The organism is Enterococcus massiliensis (genome assembly GCF_001050095.1).
Classification (GTDB): Bacteria; Bacillota; Bacilli; order Lactobacillales; family Enterococcaceae; genus Enterococcus_C; species Enterococcus_C songbeiensis.
The window spans coordinates 1,146,377-1,165,707 of sequence record NZ_CVRN01000007.1; the positions used below are offsets into that span (position 1 = coordinate 1,146,377).

The 19,331-nt window shown below is 40.0% G+C and carries 19 protein-coding genes and 1 other RNA gene; 16 read left to right on the forward strand and 4 right to left on the reverse strand.

Annotated elements, in window-relative coordinates:
- Positions 1-181: 181 nt before the first annotated feature.
- Positions 182-2,482, forward strand: a complete 2,301-nt coding sequence (recJ, locus tag BN1875_RS12760) for a single-stranded-DNA-specific exonuclease RecJ (RefSeq protein WP_048605194.1) — start codon at positions 182-184, stop codon at positions 2,480-2,482.
- Between the two features lie 12 nt (positions 2,483-2,494).
- The gene (locus BN1875_RS12765; RefSeq protein ID WP_048605195.1) at positions 2,495-3,007 is read left to right on the forward strand and encodes an adenine phosphoribosyltransferase; all 513 of its coding nucleotides are present in this window, start codon (positions 2,495-2,497) and stop codon (positions 3,005-3,007) included.
- Between the two features lie 74 nt (positions 3,008-3,081).
- Here BN1875_RS12765 and BN1875_RS12770 read toward each other — a convergent pair whose 3' ends face one another.
- A complete protein-coding gene (locus tag BN1875_RS12770) occupies positions 3,082-3,297 on the reverse strand; it encodes a hypothetical protein (RefSeq protein WP_048605196.1) in 216 nt (71 codons plus the stop codon).
- A 121-nt stretch (positions 3,298-3,418) separates the two neighbouring features.
- On the reverse strand, positions 3,419-4,048 hold the full coding sequence (lexA, locus tag BN1875_RS12775) for a transcriptional repressor LexA (RefSeq protein WP_137605171.1): 630 nt from the start codon (positions 4,046-4,048) through the stop codon (positions 3,419-3,421).
- A 128-nt stretch (positions 4,049-4,176) separates the two neighbouring features.
- Between lexA and BN1875_RS12780 the strand changes: the two genes are divergently transcribed.
- From BN1875_RS12780 to nth, 8 genes are all read left to right on the forward strand, one after another.
- Positions 4,177-4,419 carry a DUF896 family protein gene (locus BN1875_RS12780; protein ID WP_048605198.1) on the forward strand — a complete coding sequence of 81 codons (243 nt, stop codon included), beginning with the start codon at positions 4,177-4,179 and terminating at the stop codon, positions 4,417-4,419.
- Between the two features lie 81 nt (positions 4,420-4,500).
- Positions 4,501-6,495 carry a transketolase gene (tkt, locus tag BN1875_RS12785; protein ID WP_048605199.1) on the forward strand — a complete coding sequence of 665 codons (1,995 nt, stop codon included), beginning with the start codon at positions 4,501-4,503 and terminating at the stop codon, positions 6,493-6,495.
- A 215-nt stretch (positions 6,496-6,710) separates the two neighbouring features.
- Positions 6,711-7,571 (forward strand): glucosaminidase domain-containing protein, encoded by an 861-nt coding sequence (locus tag BN1875_RS12790; RefSeq protein WP_048605200.1) that lies wholly within the window; start codon positions 6,711-6,713, stop codon positions 7,569-7,571.
- 104 nt (positions 7,572-7,675) lie between these two features.
- Positions 7,676-8,608 (forward strand): cysteine synthase A, encoded by a 933-nt coding sequence (gene cysK, locus BN1875_RS12795; protein WP_048605201.1) that lies wholly within the window; start codon positions 7,676-7,678, stop codon positions 8,606-8,608.
- Positions 8,609-8,757: 149 nt separating this feature from the next.
- Positions 8,758-9,210, forward strand: a complete 453-nt coding sequence (locus BN1875_RS12800; RefSeq protein WP_048605202.1) for a Fur family transcriptional regulator — start codon at positions 8,758-8,760, stop codon at positions 9,208-9,210.
- On the forward strand, positions 9,188-9,574 hold the full coding sequence (locus BN1875_RS12805) for a RidA family protein (RefSeq protein WP_048605203.1): 387 nt from the start codon (positions 9,188-9,190) through the stop codon (positions 9,572-9,574). Before BN1875_RS12800 ends, BN1875_RS12805 begins: the two co-directional genes overlap by 23 nt.
- Positions 9,575-9,703: 129 nt before the next feature.
- The gene (locus BN1875_RS12810; RefSeq protein WP_048605204.1) at positions 9,704-10,402 is read left to right on the forward strand and encodes a DnaD domain-containing protein; all 699 of its coding nucleotides are present in this window, start codon (positions 9,704-9,706) and stop codon (positions 10,400-10,402) included.
- Complete coding sequence (nth, locus tag BN1875_RS12815; RefSeq protein WP_048605205.1) at positions 10,402-11,055, forward strand: endonuclease III; 654 nt, start codon at positions 10,402-10,404, stop codon at positions 11,053-11,055. The genes BN1875_RS12810 and nth overlap by 1 nt, the downstream gene beginning before the upstream one ends.
- A gap of 44 nt (positions 11,056-11,099) precedes the next feature.
- Here the strand turns inward: nth and BN1875_RS12820 are convergent, their stop codons facing one another.
- On the reverse strand, positions 11,100-13,394 hold the full coding sequence (locus BN1875_RS12820; protein ID WP_187115934.1) for a PBP1A family penicillin-binding protein: 2,295 nt from the start codon (positions 13,392-13,394) through the stop codon (positions 11,100-11,102).
- A 27-nt stretch (positions 13,395-13,421) separates the two neighbouring features.
- Positions 13,422-14,054 (reverse strand): Holliday junction resolvase RecU, encoded by a 633-nt coding sequence (gene recU / locus BN1875_RS12825; RefSeq protein ID WP_048605207.1) that lies wholly within the window; start codon positions 14,052-14,054, stop codon positions 13,422-13,424.
- A gap of 63 nt (positions 14,055-14,117) precedes the next feature.
- On the opposite strand from recU, the gene BN1875_RS12830 reads away from it, so the two are divergent.
- From BN1875_RS12830 to BN1875_RS12855, 6 genes are all read left to right on the forward strand, one after another.
- Entirely contained in the window at positions 14,118-14,660 is a 543-nt protein-coding gene (locus tag BN1875_RS12830) for an SLOG family protein (protein ID WP_048605208.1), read from the forward strand.
- A gap of 85 nt (positions 14,661-14,745) precedes the next feature.
- Positions 14,746-15,165, forward strand: a complete 420-nt coding sequence (gpsB, locus tag BN1875_RS12835) for a cell division regulator GpsB (protein WP_048605209.1) — start codon at positions 14,746-14,748, stop codon at positions 15,163-15,165.
- Positions 15,166-15,183: 18 nt separating this feature from the next.
- An RNA gene (gene rnpB, locus BN1875_RS13410) (RNase P RNA component class B) lies at positions 15,184-15,549 on the forward strand.
- Between the two features lie 341 nt (positions 15,550-15,890).
- Positions 15,891-17,066, forward strand: a complete 1,176-nt coding sequence (locus BN1875_RS12845; RefSeq protein ID WP_048605211.1) for a THUMP domain-containing class I SAM-dependent RNA methyltransferase — start codon at positions 15,891-15,893, stop codon at positions 17,064-17,066.
- 5 nt (positions 17,067-17,071) lie between these two features.
- Positions 17,072-18,571: a carboxypeptidase M32 gene (locus tag BN1875_RS12850; RefSeq protein ID WP_048605212.1), complete on the forward strand. Its 1,500-nt coding sequence runs from the start codon at positions 17,072-17,074 to the stop codon at positions 18,569-18,571.
- Between the two features lie 33 nt (positions 18,572-18,604).
- Complete coding sequence (locus BN1875_RS12855) at positions 18,605-19,243, forward strand: HD domain-containing protein (RefSeq protein WP_048605213.1); 639 nt, start codon at positions 18,605-18,607, stop codon at positions 19,241-19,243.
- The last annotated feature ends 88 nt before the right edge of the window (positions 19,244-19,331 follow it).

Consider the following 19,331-nt stretch of genomic DNA (forward strand, 5'->3'; position numbering starts at 1 on the left):
AGTTCCAAAACGTCGGACTTTTAGGACGAGTACGGATTGGAGCGAAGAATTCGCTATTGTTCGTTTTTTTGTTTTCAGGCTCTTTTTTGAGTATTCAATTTATTATAAAGAAGGAAAAGATATCTGTCTTCTTTTCATTTAAGAAAAGCTTTGCTATAATTATTTGGTTGGGAGTGATTACGTGAGAAACTCAAACTATCAATGGAATTTGCCTGTTGAACAAGAGGTTTCGACAGCGTTTAAAGAAGAATTAGATAAGTATGATTTAAGTCCCTTGATTGGTGATATATTGTGGAATCGAGGAATTCAGACCCCCGAAAAATTAGCAGGATTTTTACAGCCATCTATTCAGGACCTTTATGATCCTTTTTTACTTTATGAAATGGAAAAGGCTGTAGAACGGATTCAAGATGCAATCGTCAACGGGGAACGAATTTTAGTTTATGGGGACTATGATGCGGATGGCATCACTAGTACAACGATTATGAAGGAAACATTGGAGCTCTTGGGCGCTGATGTAGCCTACTATTTGCCGAATCGCTTTACAGATGGCTATGGTCCAAATTTAGCAGTGTATCAGCAACAGATTGACGCCGGTGTGCAGCTGATTGTTACAGTTGATAACGGGGTTTCTGGACATGAGGCGATTGCTTATGCCAATTCGCAAAAGGTAGATGTAATTGTCACAGACCATCACGAATTGCCTCAAGAACTGCCAAACGCTTTTGCAATCATTCATCCACGTCATCCTAATGGTGCGTATCCTTTCAAAGATTTAGCCGGTGTTGGAGTGGCCTTTAAAGTTGCAACGGCATTACTGGATGAAGTACCACTGGAATTTTTGGATTTAGCAGCAATTGGAACGATTGCTGACATGGTATCCTTGACAGATGAAAATCGTGCGTTGGTTTCTTTAGGTTTACAAGCAATGAAAGAGTCCGAGCGGCTTGGTTTACGAGAATTGTTGACAGTCAGTGGAGTAAAATCTTCAGAAATAACTGAAACCACGGTTGGTTTTTCAATTGGTCCCCGATTAAATGCGATTGGTCGTTTAGGAGATGCCAATCCGGCAGTACAACTGCTTTCGACTTTTGATGAGGATGAAGCTAAGCAGCTTGCAAAAAATCTTGACGACATTAACGAACAACGAAAAGGACTTGTAGAAACTATTACGCAAGAAGCGTTACAGTTGGTTGATTCTCAAAACGAGGTCCATGTAATTGCCCATTCTGGTTGGCATGAAGGGGTATTAGGAATTGTCGCAGGGAAAATACTTAAAAAAACCGGACGACCAACAATTATTCTAACCATCAAAGAGAATGGACAAGCCAAAGGATCCGGTCGCAGCAGTGATGCCTTGAATTTATTTCAGATGCTGGATGGCATGCGGGAAATGTTTGTTAATTTTGGCGGTCACCACGCCGCTGTCGGTTTGACTTTGGCATCGGAGAACCTTGCTCCTTTGCAAGAAAAAATCAATCAATACATTCGGCAAAAAGAAATTGATCTTTCGAAGGGAAGTTCTCTGACAATTGATGATCGACTGACATTAGCTGATGTCTCCCTCAAATTTATCGATACCTTGAATCGCTTGGCACCTTTTGGAACAGATAACCCCATTCCGCGATTTTTATTTCAAGATGTACACGCTCAAAATAAAAAAGCAATTGGGACAGCCGGTGATCATCTGAAAATGACGTTGACCTTTGATGAACAGCCGGGTTTAGATGTTATCGGTTTCGGTTTTGGAAAACAAATTCAAGAGTTTCAAGAAACATTCGATGCTGTAGGGCAGTTGTCGATCAATCAATGGAACGGCAACCGCAAGCCTCAGTTGATGCTAGAAGATTTTGCCAGTAACGGGCTGCAATTATTTGATTACCGGGCGAAAAAAACACAGCATCAACTAAGTGATACCACAAAATCATTATGTATCCATTTTGGTAAAAAAATTCCCGAACCATTAAATTCTTATCTCAGTGGAGAAAAATATCATTTCACAGAGCTAACAGATTTTCAGCTCAAAATTCGTGGTATCGAATATCAACAGTTAGTCATCATTGATTGTCCGACCGATGCGGACACTATCAAAGAAATCGTACAGCTTAGTGAAATCAAACGCGTTCTCTTTATCTGTTCCGCTCAAGATGAAGCCTATCTTGACGGCATTGGAACACGAGAACAATATGCTCGACTCTTTAAATTTATCAATACACAGGAACAAGTAGATGTACGTTATAAGTTGCCGGCAGTAGCAGATTATTTAAAAATCCCCGAAAAATTATTAATTTTCATGATTCAGGTGTTTTTTGATTTAGAATTTGTTACAATAAACGACGGCGTTTTGAAAAAAACGATGACCCCAGAGAAAAAAGATCTTGCGATAAGCAAGGTGTATCAGAAACGATTGAAAAAAATAAAAACAGAAGAATTTCTGCTGCTGAGTGATTTAACAACATTGAAGGCTTGGCTGACAGCGTAGGAGGAAACGCGAATGGATTTAAAAGATTATATTGCAAGTATCCCTGATTACCCATCAAAAGGAATTATCTTTCGGGATATTTCTCCCTTAATGGCAAATGGGGATGCATATCGGGAAGCGACAAAACAAATCGTGGACTATGCAAAAGAAAAAAGGATCGACATGGTGGTAGGTCCAGAAGCACGAGGATTTATCGTTGGCTGTCCGGTAGCATACGAATTAGGTGTTGGATTTGCTCCAGTCCGCAAAAAAGGCAAGCTGCCTCGTAAAACGATTGAAGTGTCTTATGATCTTGAATATGGTACGGATACACTGACTCTTCATGAAGATGCCATTCTGCCAGGGCAACGGGTATTGATTTGTGATGATTTGTTGGCGACCGGCGGAACAATCAAAGCAACAATTGATTTAGTAGAAAAATTGGGCGGCGTTGTTGTTGGCTGTGCCTTTTTGATCGAATTGATGGAGCTTCACGGACGAGATAAAATCACTGGGTACGATATGTTGACCTTAATGGAATATTAAAAAAGACGAGAATCTTTGCGGATTCTCGCCTTTTTTTGAAATCAGCACACCCAATCGAGTGTGCTGAAACAGATTTATTCATAATGATAAAATTCAGAATTATTGTGTGTAGAATAGTGGTAGTGGCGTTGACGTTCAGATTGACGGAATTTTTTATCATCCCAGAAGGTGAACCATAATAAGAACAAAGGGGCAAAAACTAACAGTGTCATTTCAATCCCAAAATTGTTAGCAACAAATCCCATCAGTAAACCTAAGATAATCAAAGCAATATTTCGAATACCTTTCATTTTCTCTCACCTCGTTTAATAATACGAACAAATGTTTGTGTCTTTATTATACGAATGTTTGTTCGGTTTGTAAAGAAAAAAATAGAAATCTTCATAATTACCTTGAAGATTTCTTCAGTGATTATATTAGAGAACGGTACAAGCCGACGACTAAGCCTAAAATTGTTACATTTGGTAAAATGATTGGTTCCATAAAATCATTTTCCGGTTGAAGACGAATGTGGTCTTTTTCTTTGAAAAATCGTTTACAGGTCGCTTCATTTTCATCTGTCATAGCGATTACGACGTCTCCATTGTTTGCAATGGCTTGTTTGCGTACAATTACCTGGTCACCATCAAGTATGCCGATATTCATCATACTTTCACCGCGAATCGTCAGCATGAACAAGCTGCCGGAATCATTGGCAAGATTAGGTGGCAGTGGAAAAAAGTCTGAAGCTTCTTCTACCGCTAAAATCGGTTCACCGGCGGTAACAACGCCTAAAAGAGGAATAGTATCAGGCTGAACGCCGATTTTTTCTAAACCTAAGGGAGTAAGCTCAATTGCGCGAGGTTTTGTTGGATCTCGCAGAATCAACCCTTTTTTTTCTAATCTAGATAAATGTCCGTGCACTGTTGAGGTCGAGGACAGGTTGACAGCTTCGCCAATTTCGCGAACGGTTGGGGGATAGCCTTTTTCAGTTACACGGGCATGAATGAATTTTAACACTTCGATTTGTCGACTTTCTGTGCGTTTCGCCACATCATGCACCCTCTTTCATTTTCTAAATTTAGTGTACCATAGCCATACCAATAAATCAAACAAACGTTCGCTTTTATTGTGGTTGTGTTTTTGACTGATTTTTTATAAGATAAGAGAGTAAAAAAGGAGGTAATCCAGTGCTGTCTAAAGAAAAATTAGCGCGTATCAATGTGTTGGCACGAAAAAAGAAAACAGGTGTGCTGACAGCTGAAGAAGAGAAGGAACAAATTCTTTTAAGAGAAGAATATTTAGAGTCATTTCGTTCGGGTATGCGGCATCATATTGAGGGGATGAAAGTAATCGATCCCGAAGGTAATGATGTTACACCGGAAAAATTAAAAGAAATTCAAAAAAAGAATGGTCTGCATGATCGTTCATAAAGGAATTGCAATTTGATGTGTAATCCTTTACAATGAGAGTATCAATAAAGGTAAAAAAAACCTAAATAGGAGGAAATAAAATTGTTTGATAAAGTTGATGAGTTAGGAGTCAATACCCTGCGGACGTTGAGTATTGAAGCCGTCCAAAAAGCGAATTCTGGACATCCGGGGTTACCGATGGGAGCAGCACCAATGGCGTACGCTCTTTGGACCAAACATTTAAAAATTAATCCAAAAACATCTAGAAATTGGGTAGACCGGGATCGTTTTGTATTGTCAGCAGGGCATGGTTCTGCATTGCTCTATAGCTTACTCCATTGTGCAGGCTACAATGTAACGATTGATGATTTGAAGGGATTCCGTCAATGGGACAGTAAAACACCCGGACATCCAGAAGTCAACCATACAGACGGTGTGGAAGCAACAACAGGGCCTCTAGGTCAAGGAATTGCTATGTCAGTTGGTATGGCAATGGCGGAAGCTCATTTAGCTGCGACCTATAATCGTGATAAATTTGCTATCATGGACCATTACACTTTTGCTCTTTGTGGAGATGGAGACTTGATGGAAGGCGTTTCTCAAGAAGCAAGTTCCATGGCTGGACACATGAAATTAGGGAAATTAATCGTTTTATACGATTCGAATGATATTTCTCTTGATGGTCCTACGTCAAAAGCATTCACTGAAAATGTTGGCCAACGATTTGAAGCCTATGGTTGGCAACATCTTTTAGTGAAAGACGGCAATGATTTAGAAGCAATTTCTAAAGCTATCGAAGAAGCGAAAGCAGAAACAGATAAACCAACATTGATTGAAGTTAAAACGGTGATTGGTTATGGTGCACCAAAAGAAGGAACTTCTTCTGTACATGGCGCACCAATCGGCGAAGATGGCATCAAGGCTGCTAAGGCGGTTTATGGTTGGGAATACCCAGATTTCACTGTTCCTGAAGAAGCAGCTGATCGCTTCAAAGAAACGATTGAAGTGCGTGGTGCAAAAGCAGAAGCAGAGTGGAACCAACAATTTGCTGCATATGAAAAAGCGTATCCAGAATTAGCTGCACAATTTAAACAAGCCTTTGCTGGTGAGCTTCCTGAAAACTGGGCAGAAGGATTGCCTGTTTATGAGGAAGGAACAAGTCAAGCGAGTCGTGTATCAAGCAAAGAAATGATTCAAGCCCTTTCCCAAGCTGTACCAAGTTTATGGGGCGGTTCCGCAGATCTATCTGCTTCCAACAATACAATGGTTGCAGCGGAAAAAGATTTTGAACCAGGACAATATGAAGGCCGCAATATTTGGTTTGGCGTTCGTGAATTTGCAATGGCGTCAGCCATGAATGGGATTCAATTACATGGGGGCACGCGGGTTTATGGAGGAACTTTCTTCGTATTTACAGATTATCTGCGTCCTGCAATCCGTTTAGCAGCTTTGCAAAAAGTACCGGTAACTTACGTTCTGACACATGATTCAGTTGCAGTAGGAGAAGATGGACCAACTCACGAACCAATCGAACAATTAGCCAGCGTTCGTTGCATGCCTAATGTGCAAGTTATTCGTCCAGCAGATGGGAACGAAACCCGTGCAGCATGGAAAATTGCGATGACCTCAACTGACGTACCAACGATTCTTGTTTTAAGCCGACAAAATCTGCCAGTCTTATCAGGAACAGCAAAAACAGCAGATGAGAATGTCGCAAAAGGCGGTTACGTGTTGTCTCCTCAAAAGGGTGAAAAGCCTGAAGGAATTCTAATCGCAACTGGTTCTGAAGTTGCTTTAGCAGTTGCGGCACAAGAAGAATTGGCAAAACAAGGAAAAGATGTTTCTGTTGTTTCTTTGCCAAGTTTTGAATTGTTTGACGCACAAACAGACAGCTACAAAGAATCCGTCTTACCAAAAGCAGTAACGAATCGGGTAGCGATTGAAGCAGCTGCACCATTTGGCTGGGAAAAATATGTTGGCTTTGATGGGAAAATCATCGCTATTGATCATTTTGGTGCATCCGCTCCAGGGAACAAGATTTTGACTGAATTTGGTTTCACTACGGAAAATGTGGTTGCTACCTACAATTCATTATAGAGCCAAAATATCTACGAAAAACTCCGGTTTCCCGGAGTTTTTTTATCGTGTTTTTAAAAGTTTTTTCTTTCGTTTCTTAAAATTATTTCGATGAGGTTAGTTTTATTAAATAAATATTACAGCAATTATTTTGTTTGTCGTTTTATCGGAAAAGTCGTATAATGAAAAAGTTAAGAAATGGGAAAGTTTTTTTAAAGACTTACGGAGGTTGTTCTATGAATCAGTATCAAACAAGAAGTCAACGACACCAGGCGAAAACCGCCATAACATTCAAAATAAATAAAAAATCGATTGCGACAGTTGTTGGAACGGGCTTGTTGGTAACCCCCAGCGTCCTAGCTTTGAATCCTGCAACCGCTAGTGCTGCCGAATATCAAACAACAAATGATGTGAATACGTTTATTGAGCAAATCGGCTGGTCAGCAGCAGAAGTAGCAAGTGCCAATGATCTTTATGCTTCAGTGATGATTGCACAGGCTTTATTAGAAAGCGGTAATGGAACCTCCATGTTAGGAAGTGCTCCTTACTATAATTTATTTGGGGTCAAAGGTTCTTACAATGGACAGTCGGTTTATCTGCCCACGCAAGAATATCTAAATGGACAATGGGTAACGATGAACGAGCCTTTCCGTCAATACAACTCATATTGGGAATCTTTCCAAGACCATGCGAATGTATTGCGCAGCACGAGCTTTTCAACCGGTACTGCCCATTATTCAGGAACATGGAAAAGTAATACTTCCAGCTATATGGATGCGACTGCGTATCTTACTGGTCGTTATGCAACAGATCCCGGCTACAATCAAAAATTAAATTGGTTGATTCAAGCCTATAATTTGACGCGATTTGATACGCCATCTAATGGAGCACCATCGGCGACGACGGAAACACAAACGACAGAGACCGCACAAACAACAACGGCTTCAGCTTCTACAAGTACTGGAACCTATACGGTGGCTTCTGGGGATACATTGTGGGATATTGCTTCATCTTACGGGTTAACGGTCGATCAATTGATGTCGATGAATGGATTAACCAGTGATGTTATTATGGTTGGACAACAATTATCTGTTTAAAGAGGGAAAGCCGAGTTTTGAACTTGGCTTTTTTTAATGCAAAATATTCGCAAGAACGCAAGACATTGGTTATGATTAAATTAGTTAAATAAGGAGGAATTTCTATGTTGAAAGTACATCAATCTATTACCGAGTTGATTGGACACACACCTATCGTGAAGTTGAATAATTTGGTTCCAGAAGGTGCAGCAGATGTTTATGTAAAACTGGAATTTTTTAATCCTGGTAGTAGTGTGAAGGATCGGATTGCATTAAGCATGATTGAAAAGGCAGAATCAGAAGGCAAACTTCATCCTGGAGACACAATTATTGAACCAACTTCAGGGAATACGGGCATCGGTTTATCGATGGTTGGCGCGGCAAAAGGGTATCGTGTGGTTATTGTTATGCCGGATACAATGAGTATTGAACGTCGTAAATTAATGCAGGCGTATGGAGCAGAATTGGTCTTAACACCTGGTGCAGAGGGGATAAAGAAATCGATTGAAACGGCTAAAGAATTAGCAAAAGAACATGGCTATTTCCTCCCTTTGCAGTTTGAAAATCCCGCAAATCCGGATATCCACGAAAAAACAACTGGGAAAGAAATCCAAGAAGCTTTTGGTGTACAAGGATTAGACGCTTTTGTTGCGGGAATTGGAACTGGGGGCACGATTACTGGGGCTGGACGTGAATTGAAACGTGTCTATCCGCAAATCCATATCTACGGTGTTGAACCGGCAGAATCTGCGATTTTAGAAGGAGGTAGTCCTGGTCCTCATAAAATCCAAGGAATCGGAACTGGATTTGTACCGGACGCATTGGATACCAGCGTATATGATAAAGTTCTTGCAGTCACCAGTGATGATGCAATGGCAACTGCACGAGAAATGGGAACCAAGGAAGGAATCCTGGTTGGAATTTCTTCTGGCGCAGCAATCAATGCAGCATTGAAGGTTGCCAAAGAATTAGGTGCAGGCAAACGCGTGTTAGCAATCGTTCCGGACAATGGAGAACGTTATTTGTCTACCGCTCTTTATCAATTTGATGAGAAATAAGAAAAGGTGAACAACAAATTTATTGAAGACAGCAAAAAGCAAAGATAAATTTTGTTTTTCCGGCTGTCTTTTTTTGTGTAGAAGCTAGAAATTTTAGCTTGAAAATAGTATGATGAGAATACTAAATGGAAGGAATAGGAGGAGCACAGATGGAAAGTTCAGTGCTTGAACAAGCTGTTGAACAATTAAAAAAAGATAATGTGCGGATCACTCCTCAACGGTATGCCGTTTTACACTATCTGGTAAAACATCATTCCCATCCTACAGCCGATGAAATTTATCAAGCAATTGCTGCCGATTTTCCTAATATGAGTGTCGCAACAGTCTATAATAATTTACGCTTGTTTACCGATATCGGTTTTGTTCAGGAAATGAAATATGGGGATGCCTCTAGCCGTTTTGATTTTTCATCAAAGCCGCATTATCATGCGATTTGTCAAAATTGCGGCAAGATCGTTGATTTTTATTATCCGGGACTTGAGGATGTTGAAATGGCGTCTAGTCAGTTGACAGGTTTTGAAATCAATGAGCATCGGTTGGAAGTTTATGGACTATGCCCAGAATGTAAGGAGAAACGTGATGAAAATAATTCAAACACCTAATGCCCCCGCTGCGATCGGACCCTACGTTCAAGGGAAAATCGTCAATGGTTTTTTATTTGCTTCTGGTCAAATTCCTTTAGATCCACAAACGGGAGAAATTGTTGGAACGACGATTCAAGAGCAGGCTGCACAGGTTTTTAAAAACATTCATGGAATCTTAGAAGCAGCTGGGATAGCAGAAAAAGATGTGGTCAAGACCACGTGTTTTTTGAAAAACATGGAGGATTTCGTCCCTTTTAATGAAGTCTATGGAAAAGCCTTTTCTGCAGGTGATTTTCCGGCCCGTTCAGCAATCGAAGTTGCACGATTACCAAAAGATGCTTTAGTTGAGGTAGAAGTTATCGCGGCTGTTCCTCAACGATAAATCTGAAAATAGGGATGCTTTAAAAAGCAGGGTTGCTGCCCATTACCGGTAGCAATCCTTTTTTGATAAGCTTTGGGTAGTGAATTTATTTGCTATGAAGTATACTAGGGAAAGAAAGAGGAGAAGTGCATGATATCTTTAAAAGACTACTTGGAAAGCGGACAAACGACTCTTGCTAACCTTATTTTAGCCAATTACCGTCGAATCGGTATGACGAATGAAGAATTTTTGTTTTGGCTACAGCTTTATCGCCATCATCAAATGGGAAATGATTTTCCCGACCTGTCCATCGTGGCAGATGATTTACAGATGAAGCAGCCAGAAATTTTGCTGTTGCTGAATCAACTAGTAAAAAAACAATTTCTTACGATTGAAACGATTACAGATGTTTATGGAAAAAAAAATGATCGCTATAACTTTGAACTTATATTTGATAAGCTAGAACAATTAATGACCCAACAGCAACAACAAACAGTGAATCAGGAAAAAGAAGATAAGGTAACTACACTGTATCGAACTTTTGAAGAGGAATTTGGGCGTACTTTATCACCGATTCAATATCAACGAATCGGGCAATGGCTGGAAGAAGACCATTACAGTCCAGAGTTGATTTTATTAGCATTAAAGGAGGCTGTTTTGAATCAAAAATATAACTTTAATTATATCGACTCTATTTTATTGAGCTGGGAAAAAAACCAGATAAACACGAAAGAGCAAGTCGATGCGGAACGAAAGAGAAGAAAACGGCAGCAAATGCAAAAAGAACCTACTGCAACAAAACAATTACCCAAAGTTTCATTACATAATTGGTTAGATGGTGATGACTAATGTTAAGTAAAGAAAAAACCCAAGAAGCCATTCATTTGATGGCTGAAATGTTTCCCGATGCCCATGGCGAGTTACAGCATGAAAATGCGTTTCAGCTATTGATTGCAGTAATTTTGAGTGCACAAGCGACAGATGTATCTGTCAATAAAGCGACGCCTGCTTTATTTCAAGCTTTTCCTACACCGGAAGCATTGGCAGAAGCACCATTAGAAGAAATCATTGAAAAAATTCGTACTATCGGATTGTATCGCAATAAAGCTAAAAACATTAAAGCTTGTGCGAAGATGCTTTTGACGGATTTTGAGGGTAAAATTCCTAAAACCCGCGAAGCATTAATGCAGTTGCCCGGTGTCGGTCGAAAAACGGCAAATGTGGTATTGGGGGATGCGTTTGGGGTGCCTGGAATTGCAGTGGATACCCATGTAGAACGAGTATCTAAACGATTGCGTATTTGTAAACTGAATGCCACGGTTCTCGAGGTAGAGGAGACCTTAATGCGCAAACTTCCTAAAGAAACATGGGTTGATGCCCATCATACGATGATTTTCTTTGGCCGCTACCATTGTACTGCGCGCGCCCCAAAATGTGCCAGTTGTCCACTGTTGTTCATGTGTCAAGAGGGAAAAGAACGGATGAAGGGGAAAATAAATTAAAAAAATCACTGACCGCTTTTTCTGGGTCAGTGATTTTTTGGCTCTTATGAATCGTTATCACCATTATTGCCGCCATTTTCGTTATTACCAGGGTCGCCTCCAGGGTTGTTTTCTTCCGAAGAGCTGCTACTTGGTTCAGTGACACTGCTGGAAGGAGGCGTTGTTTCTGGCTGTGAACTTGATTCACTGGATGATGACGATGGTTGCGTTTCTGAAGAGCTTTCTGTGGAACTCTCGCTGGTCGTACTGCTTTCGGTACTTGAACTGCTTGATTCCGTTGTTGTTGTCGAAGTAGAGGATGGCACAACTTGCGGTTGATAGTTGTCTTCCCAATACAATTCGCCGCCTACACGAATCAAATCATCAGGCAATTTCCAGTCTTTATTGTCCGCACTTGCAGAAACGTACTGCATCAATTCACGATAGACATCAGTGGCAACATGGGTAGATGAATCGGTAATTGGTGTCAGCTTTTCATCCTGATCATAACCGGTCCAAACGGATAATGAATATTGTGGTGTGTAACCTACGAAAGTAATATCGGGATAGACACCTTGCGTTTGACCGATTTTTTCTAATTGATCATCTGTATAGTTAGAAGTTCCGGTTTTTCCTGCTTGAATCAAACCATCGATCAACGCATTCGTACCGGTTCCTTTAGTAATAACATCTTTTAAGACGTCCGTCACCATATAAGCAGTTCCTTCATCCATGGCTTTTTTACCACTTGGTTTAAATTCATCCACAGAGCCGTCTTGGTAAACAATTTTGCTGACATATTGCGGTTCATAATACATACCGCCGTTGGCAAATGCTGCATAAGCCGCAGCCATTTTTAAGGACGAAGCTCCGTACTTTGTGCCATCCTGCGTATCCGTATTACTAGAAATCGCATTGGATTGAACGATGGATTTATAGCTGATTCCTAAACCACTGAGAAAATCAGCAACTTTATCGCCGCCAACCTCATCAAAAAGTTTCGCTGCCGGAACGTTTCGAGATTCATACAATGCGGTTCGTAAGCTGATGGAGCCCATATACTGATTATCCCAGTTTTTTACATCGATATCGGTGCCTTCGTATTGATAAGGACCATCCACAATCGTTTTACCAGTAGAGTATTTTAATTCTTGGAAGGCAGGACCGTAATCAGTGACTGGTTTCATCGTTGAACCAAAGTCCCGACTGGTGTTCGTCGCGCGGTTGTATCCAAACACCACATCATCAGAAATATTCCGTCCGCCGATTTGTGCTAAAACCTTCCCTGAATTTGTATCCACCAATGTACTGGCAACCTGCATTTCTTCATCAGGGTAATCGATATAGTCCTCACTATTAACGATATCATACAACCGATTTTGCGCATTCATATCAATGTTCAAATGAACTTCTAAGCCATCAGTGTACACATCTTTCCCAGTTTTTTCTGAAATTTCAGCAATTGCTTCTTTGATATAGTTGTCAGCAACTTTTGAATTAACTGCTTTTTTCTTCAAGGATTCAAAATCAACCAAACCATCATCGATTTTTGTAGCTTTTGCTTTTTTGTATTCTGCTTCGGTAATTTTATCGTTGTCCAACATGGTATACAAAACAGTATCTCGGCGTTCCTTGGCTTGTTCCGGATTTTGATAAGGATCATAATAACTTGGTGCTTGAGGAATACCGGCAATCAATGCGGTCTGAGCAAGGGAAAGATCTTTTAATTCCTTGTTGTAATACGTTTTTGCTGCGGTTTCCATTCCATACACGCCGTTTGAAAGATACACTTTATTGATATAGTAGGTCAAAATTTCCTGCTTGGATTTTTTCTGTTCCAATTGCAAAGCCAGCCATGCTTCTTGTGCTTTTCTTTTCAGCGTTTGATCAGAAGCCTTCGTTGAAAAGAAAGAAAGCTTAATCAACTGCTGAGTCAGGGTGCTGGCACCTTGCAACCCGCCAGTGGTGACGTTTGACAGGGCAGAACCGGCAATCCGAATGGGATCCACACCGATATGTTTATAAAATCGGCGATCTTCCACTGAAACAATCGCATCCTCCAATAGTTGAGGAACATCTTGCGGCGCGATTTTATCACGACTTTCTGAACCTAAATCCATTAGAAGGTCACCATTTGTAGCGTAGAATTTTGAAGAAGCGGCAGCATCCAGCTCACTTTCAACAAGTTTTGGTGAATCTTTTGCGTAGAACCAAAATAATCCCAAACCGGATAGAAAGGCGATACAGCCTAAAATAATCAATCCACCGAAAATTTTTAGAATCACGGAACCTACCGAACGTTTTTTCTTCGGTTGTGGTTTTTTGTTTCCTGTTGTATTTCCTGTAGAACGTCTTGCCATACGAGATTGACTGTCATTCGGCATAATTTACAAAACTCCTTTGTTGTCTAAATGGTATTGAACAGCATCGAGATAGGGAATTCTTGGTGCAATGCCCGGTTGAATCTCAATACCGATTTCTTCAATCAATGAAAGGGAAAGTGATTTTTTTCCCGTACTTTTTTGCAGATCCCAATGTGTGATCAAATGTGTGCTATCCAAAAAGAAGCAGCGATTTAATGCTGAAAACCACAGCAGGACAAAACACACGCCAGATTGCTGCAAACAATTTTTCATGTGGCGAATTTGATGGTCATGAAAATTTTTAAAAGGAAATGAGGTTTTATTCTGCGTTTCTTTTGCTTCAAAATCCAAGTAATGTCCTTGGAAAACACCATTGTAGTCGGTGGTTGAGGCTTCTTTGAAATAGGCTTCTTTGATAACTGCAGCACTGCGTCGAGGATAATCGACCTTTACGATTTGGATGGGGGTCGGTTTCTTATGAACCACTGCTAATTGGTGATTAAGATAATACTCGTTACTGAGGTTGATGGCTTCTTCAAATCGCATGCCACGATTACTAAAGTCCACTGCCCGTTGTTTTTCTTTAACGGTTTGTGTATGCTTAGTTTGTGAAGGATTTTTGGAATAGATTTGCCCATTAGGATATCTTAAAACCATATTTTTCACGCTCCTACCGAGTCATTATACCAAAAAGAGAATTAGAAAGAAAAGGTATCGGCCATGGAAACCATTAAAACAATGCTATTAACCGGTTATCGCAGCTATGAATTAGGGATTTTTCAAGAAAAAGACCCGAAAATCGCAATCATTAAGAAAAGTATAAAAAATGTTTTGTTGCGTTATTTGGATGAGGGATTAGAGTGGATCTTGATTGGTGGCAATTTAGGAACTGAATTTTGGGGAGCAGAGGTTGTTTTTTCCCTTAAGAAAGAGTATCCTTCTTTAAAGTTGGGTCTGATTTTTCCGTTCGAGGGATTTGGAGAACAATGGAACGAAAAAAATCGGGAAAAACTGTTTGAACTTCGCAGCAAAGCCGACTATGTGAACGCAACAAGTCATGAAGGATATAAAAATCCGAGCCAATTACGCAACCATACACGTTTTTTTCTAGAGCATTCTGGCGGCGTGATTATGGTTTATGATGAAGAATTTCCTGGAAAAACACAGTATTTTCTTAAAGAAGCAATGGAATTTTCACAGAATAATCCTTATCTTATTGATAAAATTACAATGGATGATTTACAAAATGTAATAAATGAGTGATTCTGTTTGATTTCTCGCTATTTTTTGATAAAATAATTTAGAAAGCTAGTTGAATGAATCGATGAAAACTAATGAGGTGTAAAAGATGGCAAATTTAATTTACAGTCCCAAAGACATTTTACAACAAGAATTCAAAACAAAGATGCGGGGATATGATCCTGTTGAGGTTGATGAATTTTTAGACAACATCATCAAGGATTATGAAGGCTACAACAAAGAAATCCTTGCTTTACAAGAAGAAAATGACCGGTTGAATGCCAAAGTTGCTCAATTATCCAAGAGCCAAGCAGTAACTGCTCGTGTTCAAACAGAAGCGCCTAAGAGTCAAACGGTCACCAATTTTGACATTTTGAAACGTTTGTCAAATCTTGAAAAAGAAGTTTTTGGCAAAAAATTGGATCAAGATGCGTATAGCAATGAAACGACACGTTCTTCACAAAATTTCAGCCGAAACTATTCTCAGGCAGATGATAGTGATGACAATGAAAAAACGCGTCAATTTTAATTAAGAATACATTCTGTGATTTTCGGGTAATCGCGGCTTGAGTATTCAAGCTGAGGAAAGTCCATGCTCGCACAGACTGAGATGTCTGTAGTGTTCGTGCTTGGCGAAAAAATAAGCCAAGGTACATGTTTATGTAACGGCAGGAAAAACAAGCTAAGGTTTCGGCTATGCTGGAGTATCCTTGAAAGTGCCACAGTGACGAAGCAACTGGAGGAAACTCCGTTGGTGGAACGCGGTAAACCCCTCGAGCGAGCAACCCAAACGATGGTAGGGGCGCTTCTTGGACGGAAATGAACGGACCAAGAGGGCAATTTTTTGCAGATAGATGATTACCCCGATTGCTTACTCCCTGAGAAGTAGTCGGACAAAACATGGCTTACAGAAAATCACAGGTATTCAGGGAATCCTTCCAAAATGGAAGGTTTTTTTTGTAACTAAGGCTTTTTTATTGGAAAAAGCTGGAAATAAAAAAAGTGAAACAAACAAAAGTTAGTATATCAGAACGAACAAGGATGTCAGTTCCACTTATTCCAAGAAGTCTAGTGGAATGATATACGGCGTGAGAATAAAACGAAATTTTCTATAAGAAAATTTAATACATTAAAACGAACAAGGATGTCAGTTCCACTTATTCTAAGAAGTCTAGTGGAATGATATACGGTGTGAGAATAAAATTAAATTTTCTATAGGAAAATTTAATACATTAAAACGAACAAGGAGTGCTCATGGAAAATAATCAGGAATTTCACTTGCTTGCGACAGCTGCAAGTGGTTTAGAAGCCTTAGTAGGGAAAGAATTACGTGATTTAGGAATCGATTGTCAGGTGGAAAATGGTCGGGCGCGGTTCAAGGGAACAATGGAAACAATTGCCAAAGCAAATTTATGGTTGCGAACAGCGGATCGGGTTAAAATCGTTGTTGGTGAATTTGACGCCTTCAGTTTCGATGAATTATTTGAAAGTGTCAAAGCATTGCCGTGGGAAGATTTTCTCCCATTGGATGCCGCTTTTCCTGTTGCAGGAAGATCCATCAAATCCAAGCTTTACAGTGTACCGGATTGTCAGGCAATCACAAAAAAAGCAATCGTAAACCGGCTACGGGAATTTTATCATCGTCCAGCGACCGTTCCCTTAGCAGAAACTGGGGCGTTGTTTCAATTGGAAGTTGCGCTATTAAAAGACCACGTGTTAGTGACACTAGACACCACTGGACCAAGCTTGTTTAAACGTGGTTACCGGTTAGAAAAAGGTGGAGCACCGTTAAAAGAAAATATGGCAGCAGCTTTAGTTATGTTGACGAATTGGCGTAGAGACCGTCCTTTCGTTGATCCAGTTTGCGGATCAGGAACACTTTGTATTGAAGCCGCTTTGATTGGTCATAATATCGCTCCTGGATTTAACCGCGCCTTTGCTTGCGAATCATGGGATTGGTTTTCTAAAGAAATTTTTACAAAAGTTCGGGAAGATGCTGAAGCTCAAGCAGATTACGATTATGTATTGGATATCATGGGTACTGATATCAATGGCAAAATGATCGAAATTGCCCAAGCCAATGCGGAAGAAATTGGATTAGGTGATTCGATTGTTTTTAAGCAACAAGCTGTCAAGGATTTTAAAACAGAGAAAGAATACGGTGTGATCGTTGCTAATCCCCCTTATGGAGAACGTTTAGGGGAAGAAGAAAGTGTCCGCCGATTGTATCACGAGATGGGCGAGGTGTTTCGTCCTTTGAAAACATGGAGTAAGTACATTTTGACAAGTGATTTGCTCTTTGAGGAATTTTATGGGGAAAAAGCCACCAAAAAACGTAAATTATATAACGGGGCTTTGCGAACGGATTTCTTCCAATATTGGGGGCAACGTCCGCCTAAAAAAATACAGGATGAAAGAGTAGGGAGCTGAAAGAAATGAAGGAACAAGAATTTTTACAAGAATTAAAAGAAATGAATTTACTGATGCAGGCCTTCGCTATTTTGGATTGGGATTCTCAAACCGGAATGCCGGAAGCGGCAAGTGAAGAACGCAGCGAGGTGGACAGTTATCTTTATGGACTTTATTTTGATAAAATGATCGGACCTAAGATGAAAGAATCCTTGACTTATTTTTCTGATCATCAAGAAGAACTTTCTGAAGTTGGAAAAGCTGCCTACATGGTTGCAAAAGAAGACTATGATTTGAACCAAGCTGTTCCATCAGAAAAAATGGTGGAACATTCAGCGGCCACATCAAAAGCGCATGCTGCATGGCAAAAAGCCCGTAAAACAAAGGATTTTGCTGATTTTCGAGAAGAATTATCTGAAAATATCCGTTTGACAAAAGAATTGATTCCTTACTGGAAAAAAGACGAAGCGACCAATTACGATGTTTTATTGAATCAGTATGAACCGAAAATGACGGTGGAAATCTTGGATCAAGTCTTTGCTCAACTGCGTGATGGGATTATGGCTATTCGTAAAACATTGGCAGAAAAGGGAACCGAACCAGATACTTCTTTTCTTTCACGGAAGATGACCAAAGAGCAACAACGAAAATTCATTACAAAAGTGGTGACAGAACTCGGTTACGATTTTTCCCGTGGACGCTTGGATGATACAATCCATCCCTTTGCCACTGGCATCAATCATAATGATGTCCGTTTAACAACTCGATGGAATGAACACGATTTTTCAATGGGAATTTTTGGTGTAATTCACGAAGCGGGTCACGGTATGTATGAACAAGATATTGATAAAAAGTATGAATATACACCTGTTCACCAAGGGGCTTCAATGGGGATTCATGAATCACAATCTTTGTTTAATGAAATTATCGTCGGCAGCAATCGTGCATTTTGGAAAAAACAATACCCATTTTTCCAAGAATGTGCGGAAGGAACCTTTGATGATGTGTCCTTTGATGCTTTTTATGATTCATTGAAACGGACAAGAGCAAGCCTAATCCGAATCGAAGCAGATAGTCTGACTTATCCGCTGCATATCATTATTCGTTATGAATTAGAAAAACTGATTTTTAATGGTGATGCAACTGTTGATCAATTGCCAGAACTTTGGAATCAAAAATACGAAGAATATTTGGGAATTCGACCAGAAAATGATTTGGAAGGTATTTTGCAAGATGTACATTGGTCTGGGGCAAGTTTTGGTTATTTCCCATCCTATGCGTTAGGCTATATGTATGCGGCACAATTACACCATGCAATGAAAAAAGACCTCGATGTTGATGTGGTGCTTGCTTCTGAGGACTATCAACCAATCAAAAACTGGTTGTGTCAAAACATTCATCAATATGGGGCTTCTCGTAAACCAAATCAATTGATATTGGATGCAACTGGTGAAGCTTTGAATCCGCAATATCTGATTGATTACCTTAAAAAAATCTACTATTCTGTCTATAAGGTACAAGATTAAGAAATAGCCGATAGAAATCATAGGGGCGTTAGCATGGACAAACAAATCGAAAAAATCACAGAATTTGCAAAAATGCGTTTAGGGCAGGATCATACCGGACATGGATTTGATCATGCCCAACGTGTTGCAAGATTGGCTAGGAAAATCACAGAGGAGCAGTCTGGTGACCCGCTGATTATTCAAGGCGCTGCACTTTTACATGACACCATCGATGATAAAGTGGTGGCTGATTCGGCAAAAGCGTTGCAGGAGGTTGAGGCTTTTCTGCAATCTCTTACGCTGACGCAAGAACAAGTTGCTGAAATCTTGTATATCATCACCCACCTATCTTTTTCTCGAGAGTTGGAAAAAGGAAAAGCCGATTTATCGATAGAGGGACAAATCGTTCAAGATGCGGATCGATTGGATGCATTGGGGGCGCTGGGGATTATGCGCACTGCCTATTTTGGCGGTTCTCACGGTCATCCTATTTATGATCCTGAGATTAAACCGGAAAACTATCAAGATAAAGCGACCTATCGCAAAGGATCGACTGTTATCAATCATTTCTATGAAAAACTATTTCTTTTGGCTGATTCAATGAATACAAGATTAGGTAAAGAAGAAGCCATGCGACGAAAGAAATTCATGACAGATTTTTTGGCAGAATTTTATCAAGAATGGGCGGATTAATTGAAGACAAAAGAGAATTTTTTTCCTCTTTGCTGTTTGTTTAATTATTTCTTAATGAAGAACCTCAATTATTTTATTTTTCTTGAAA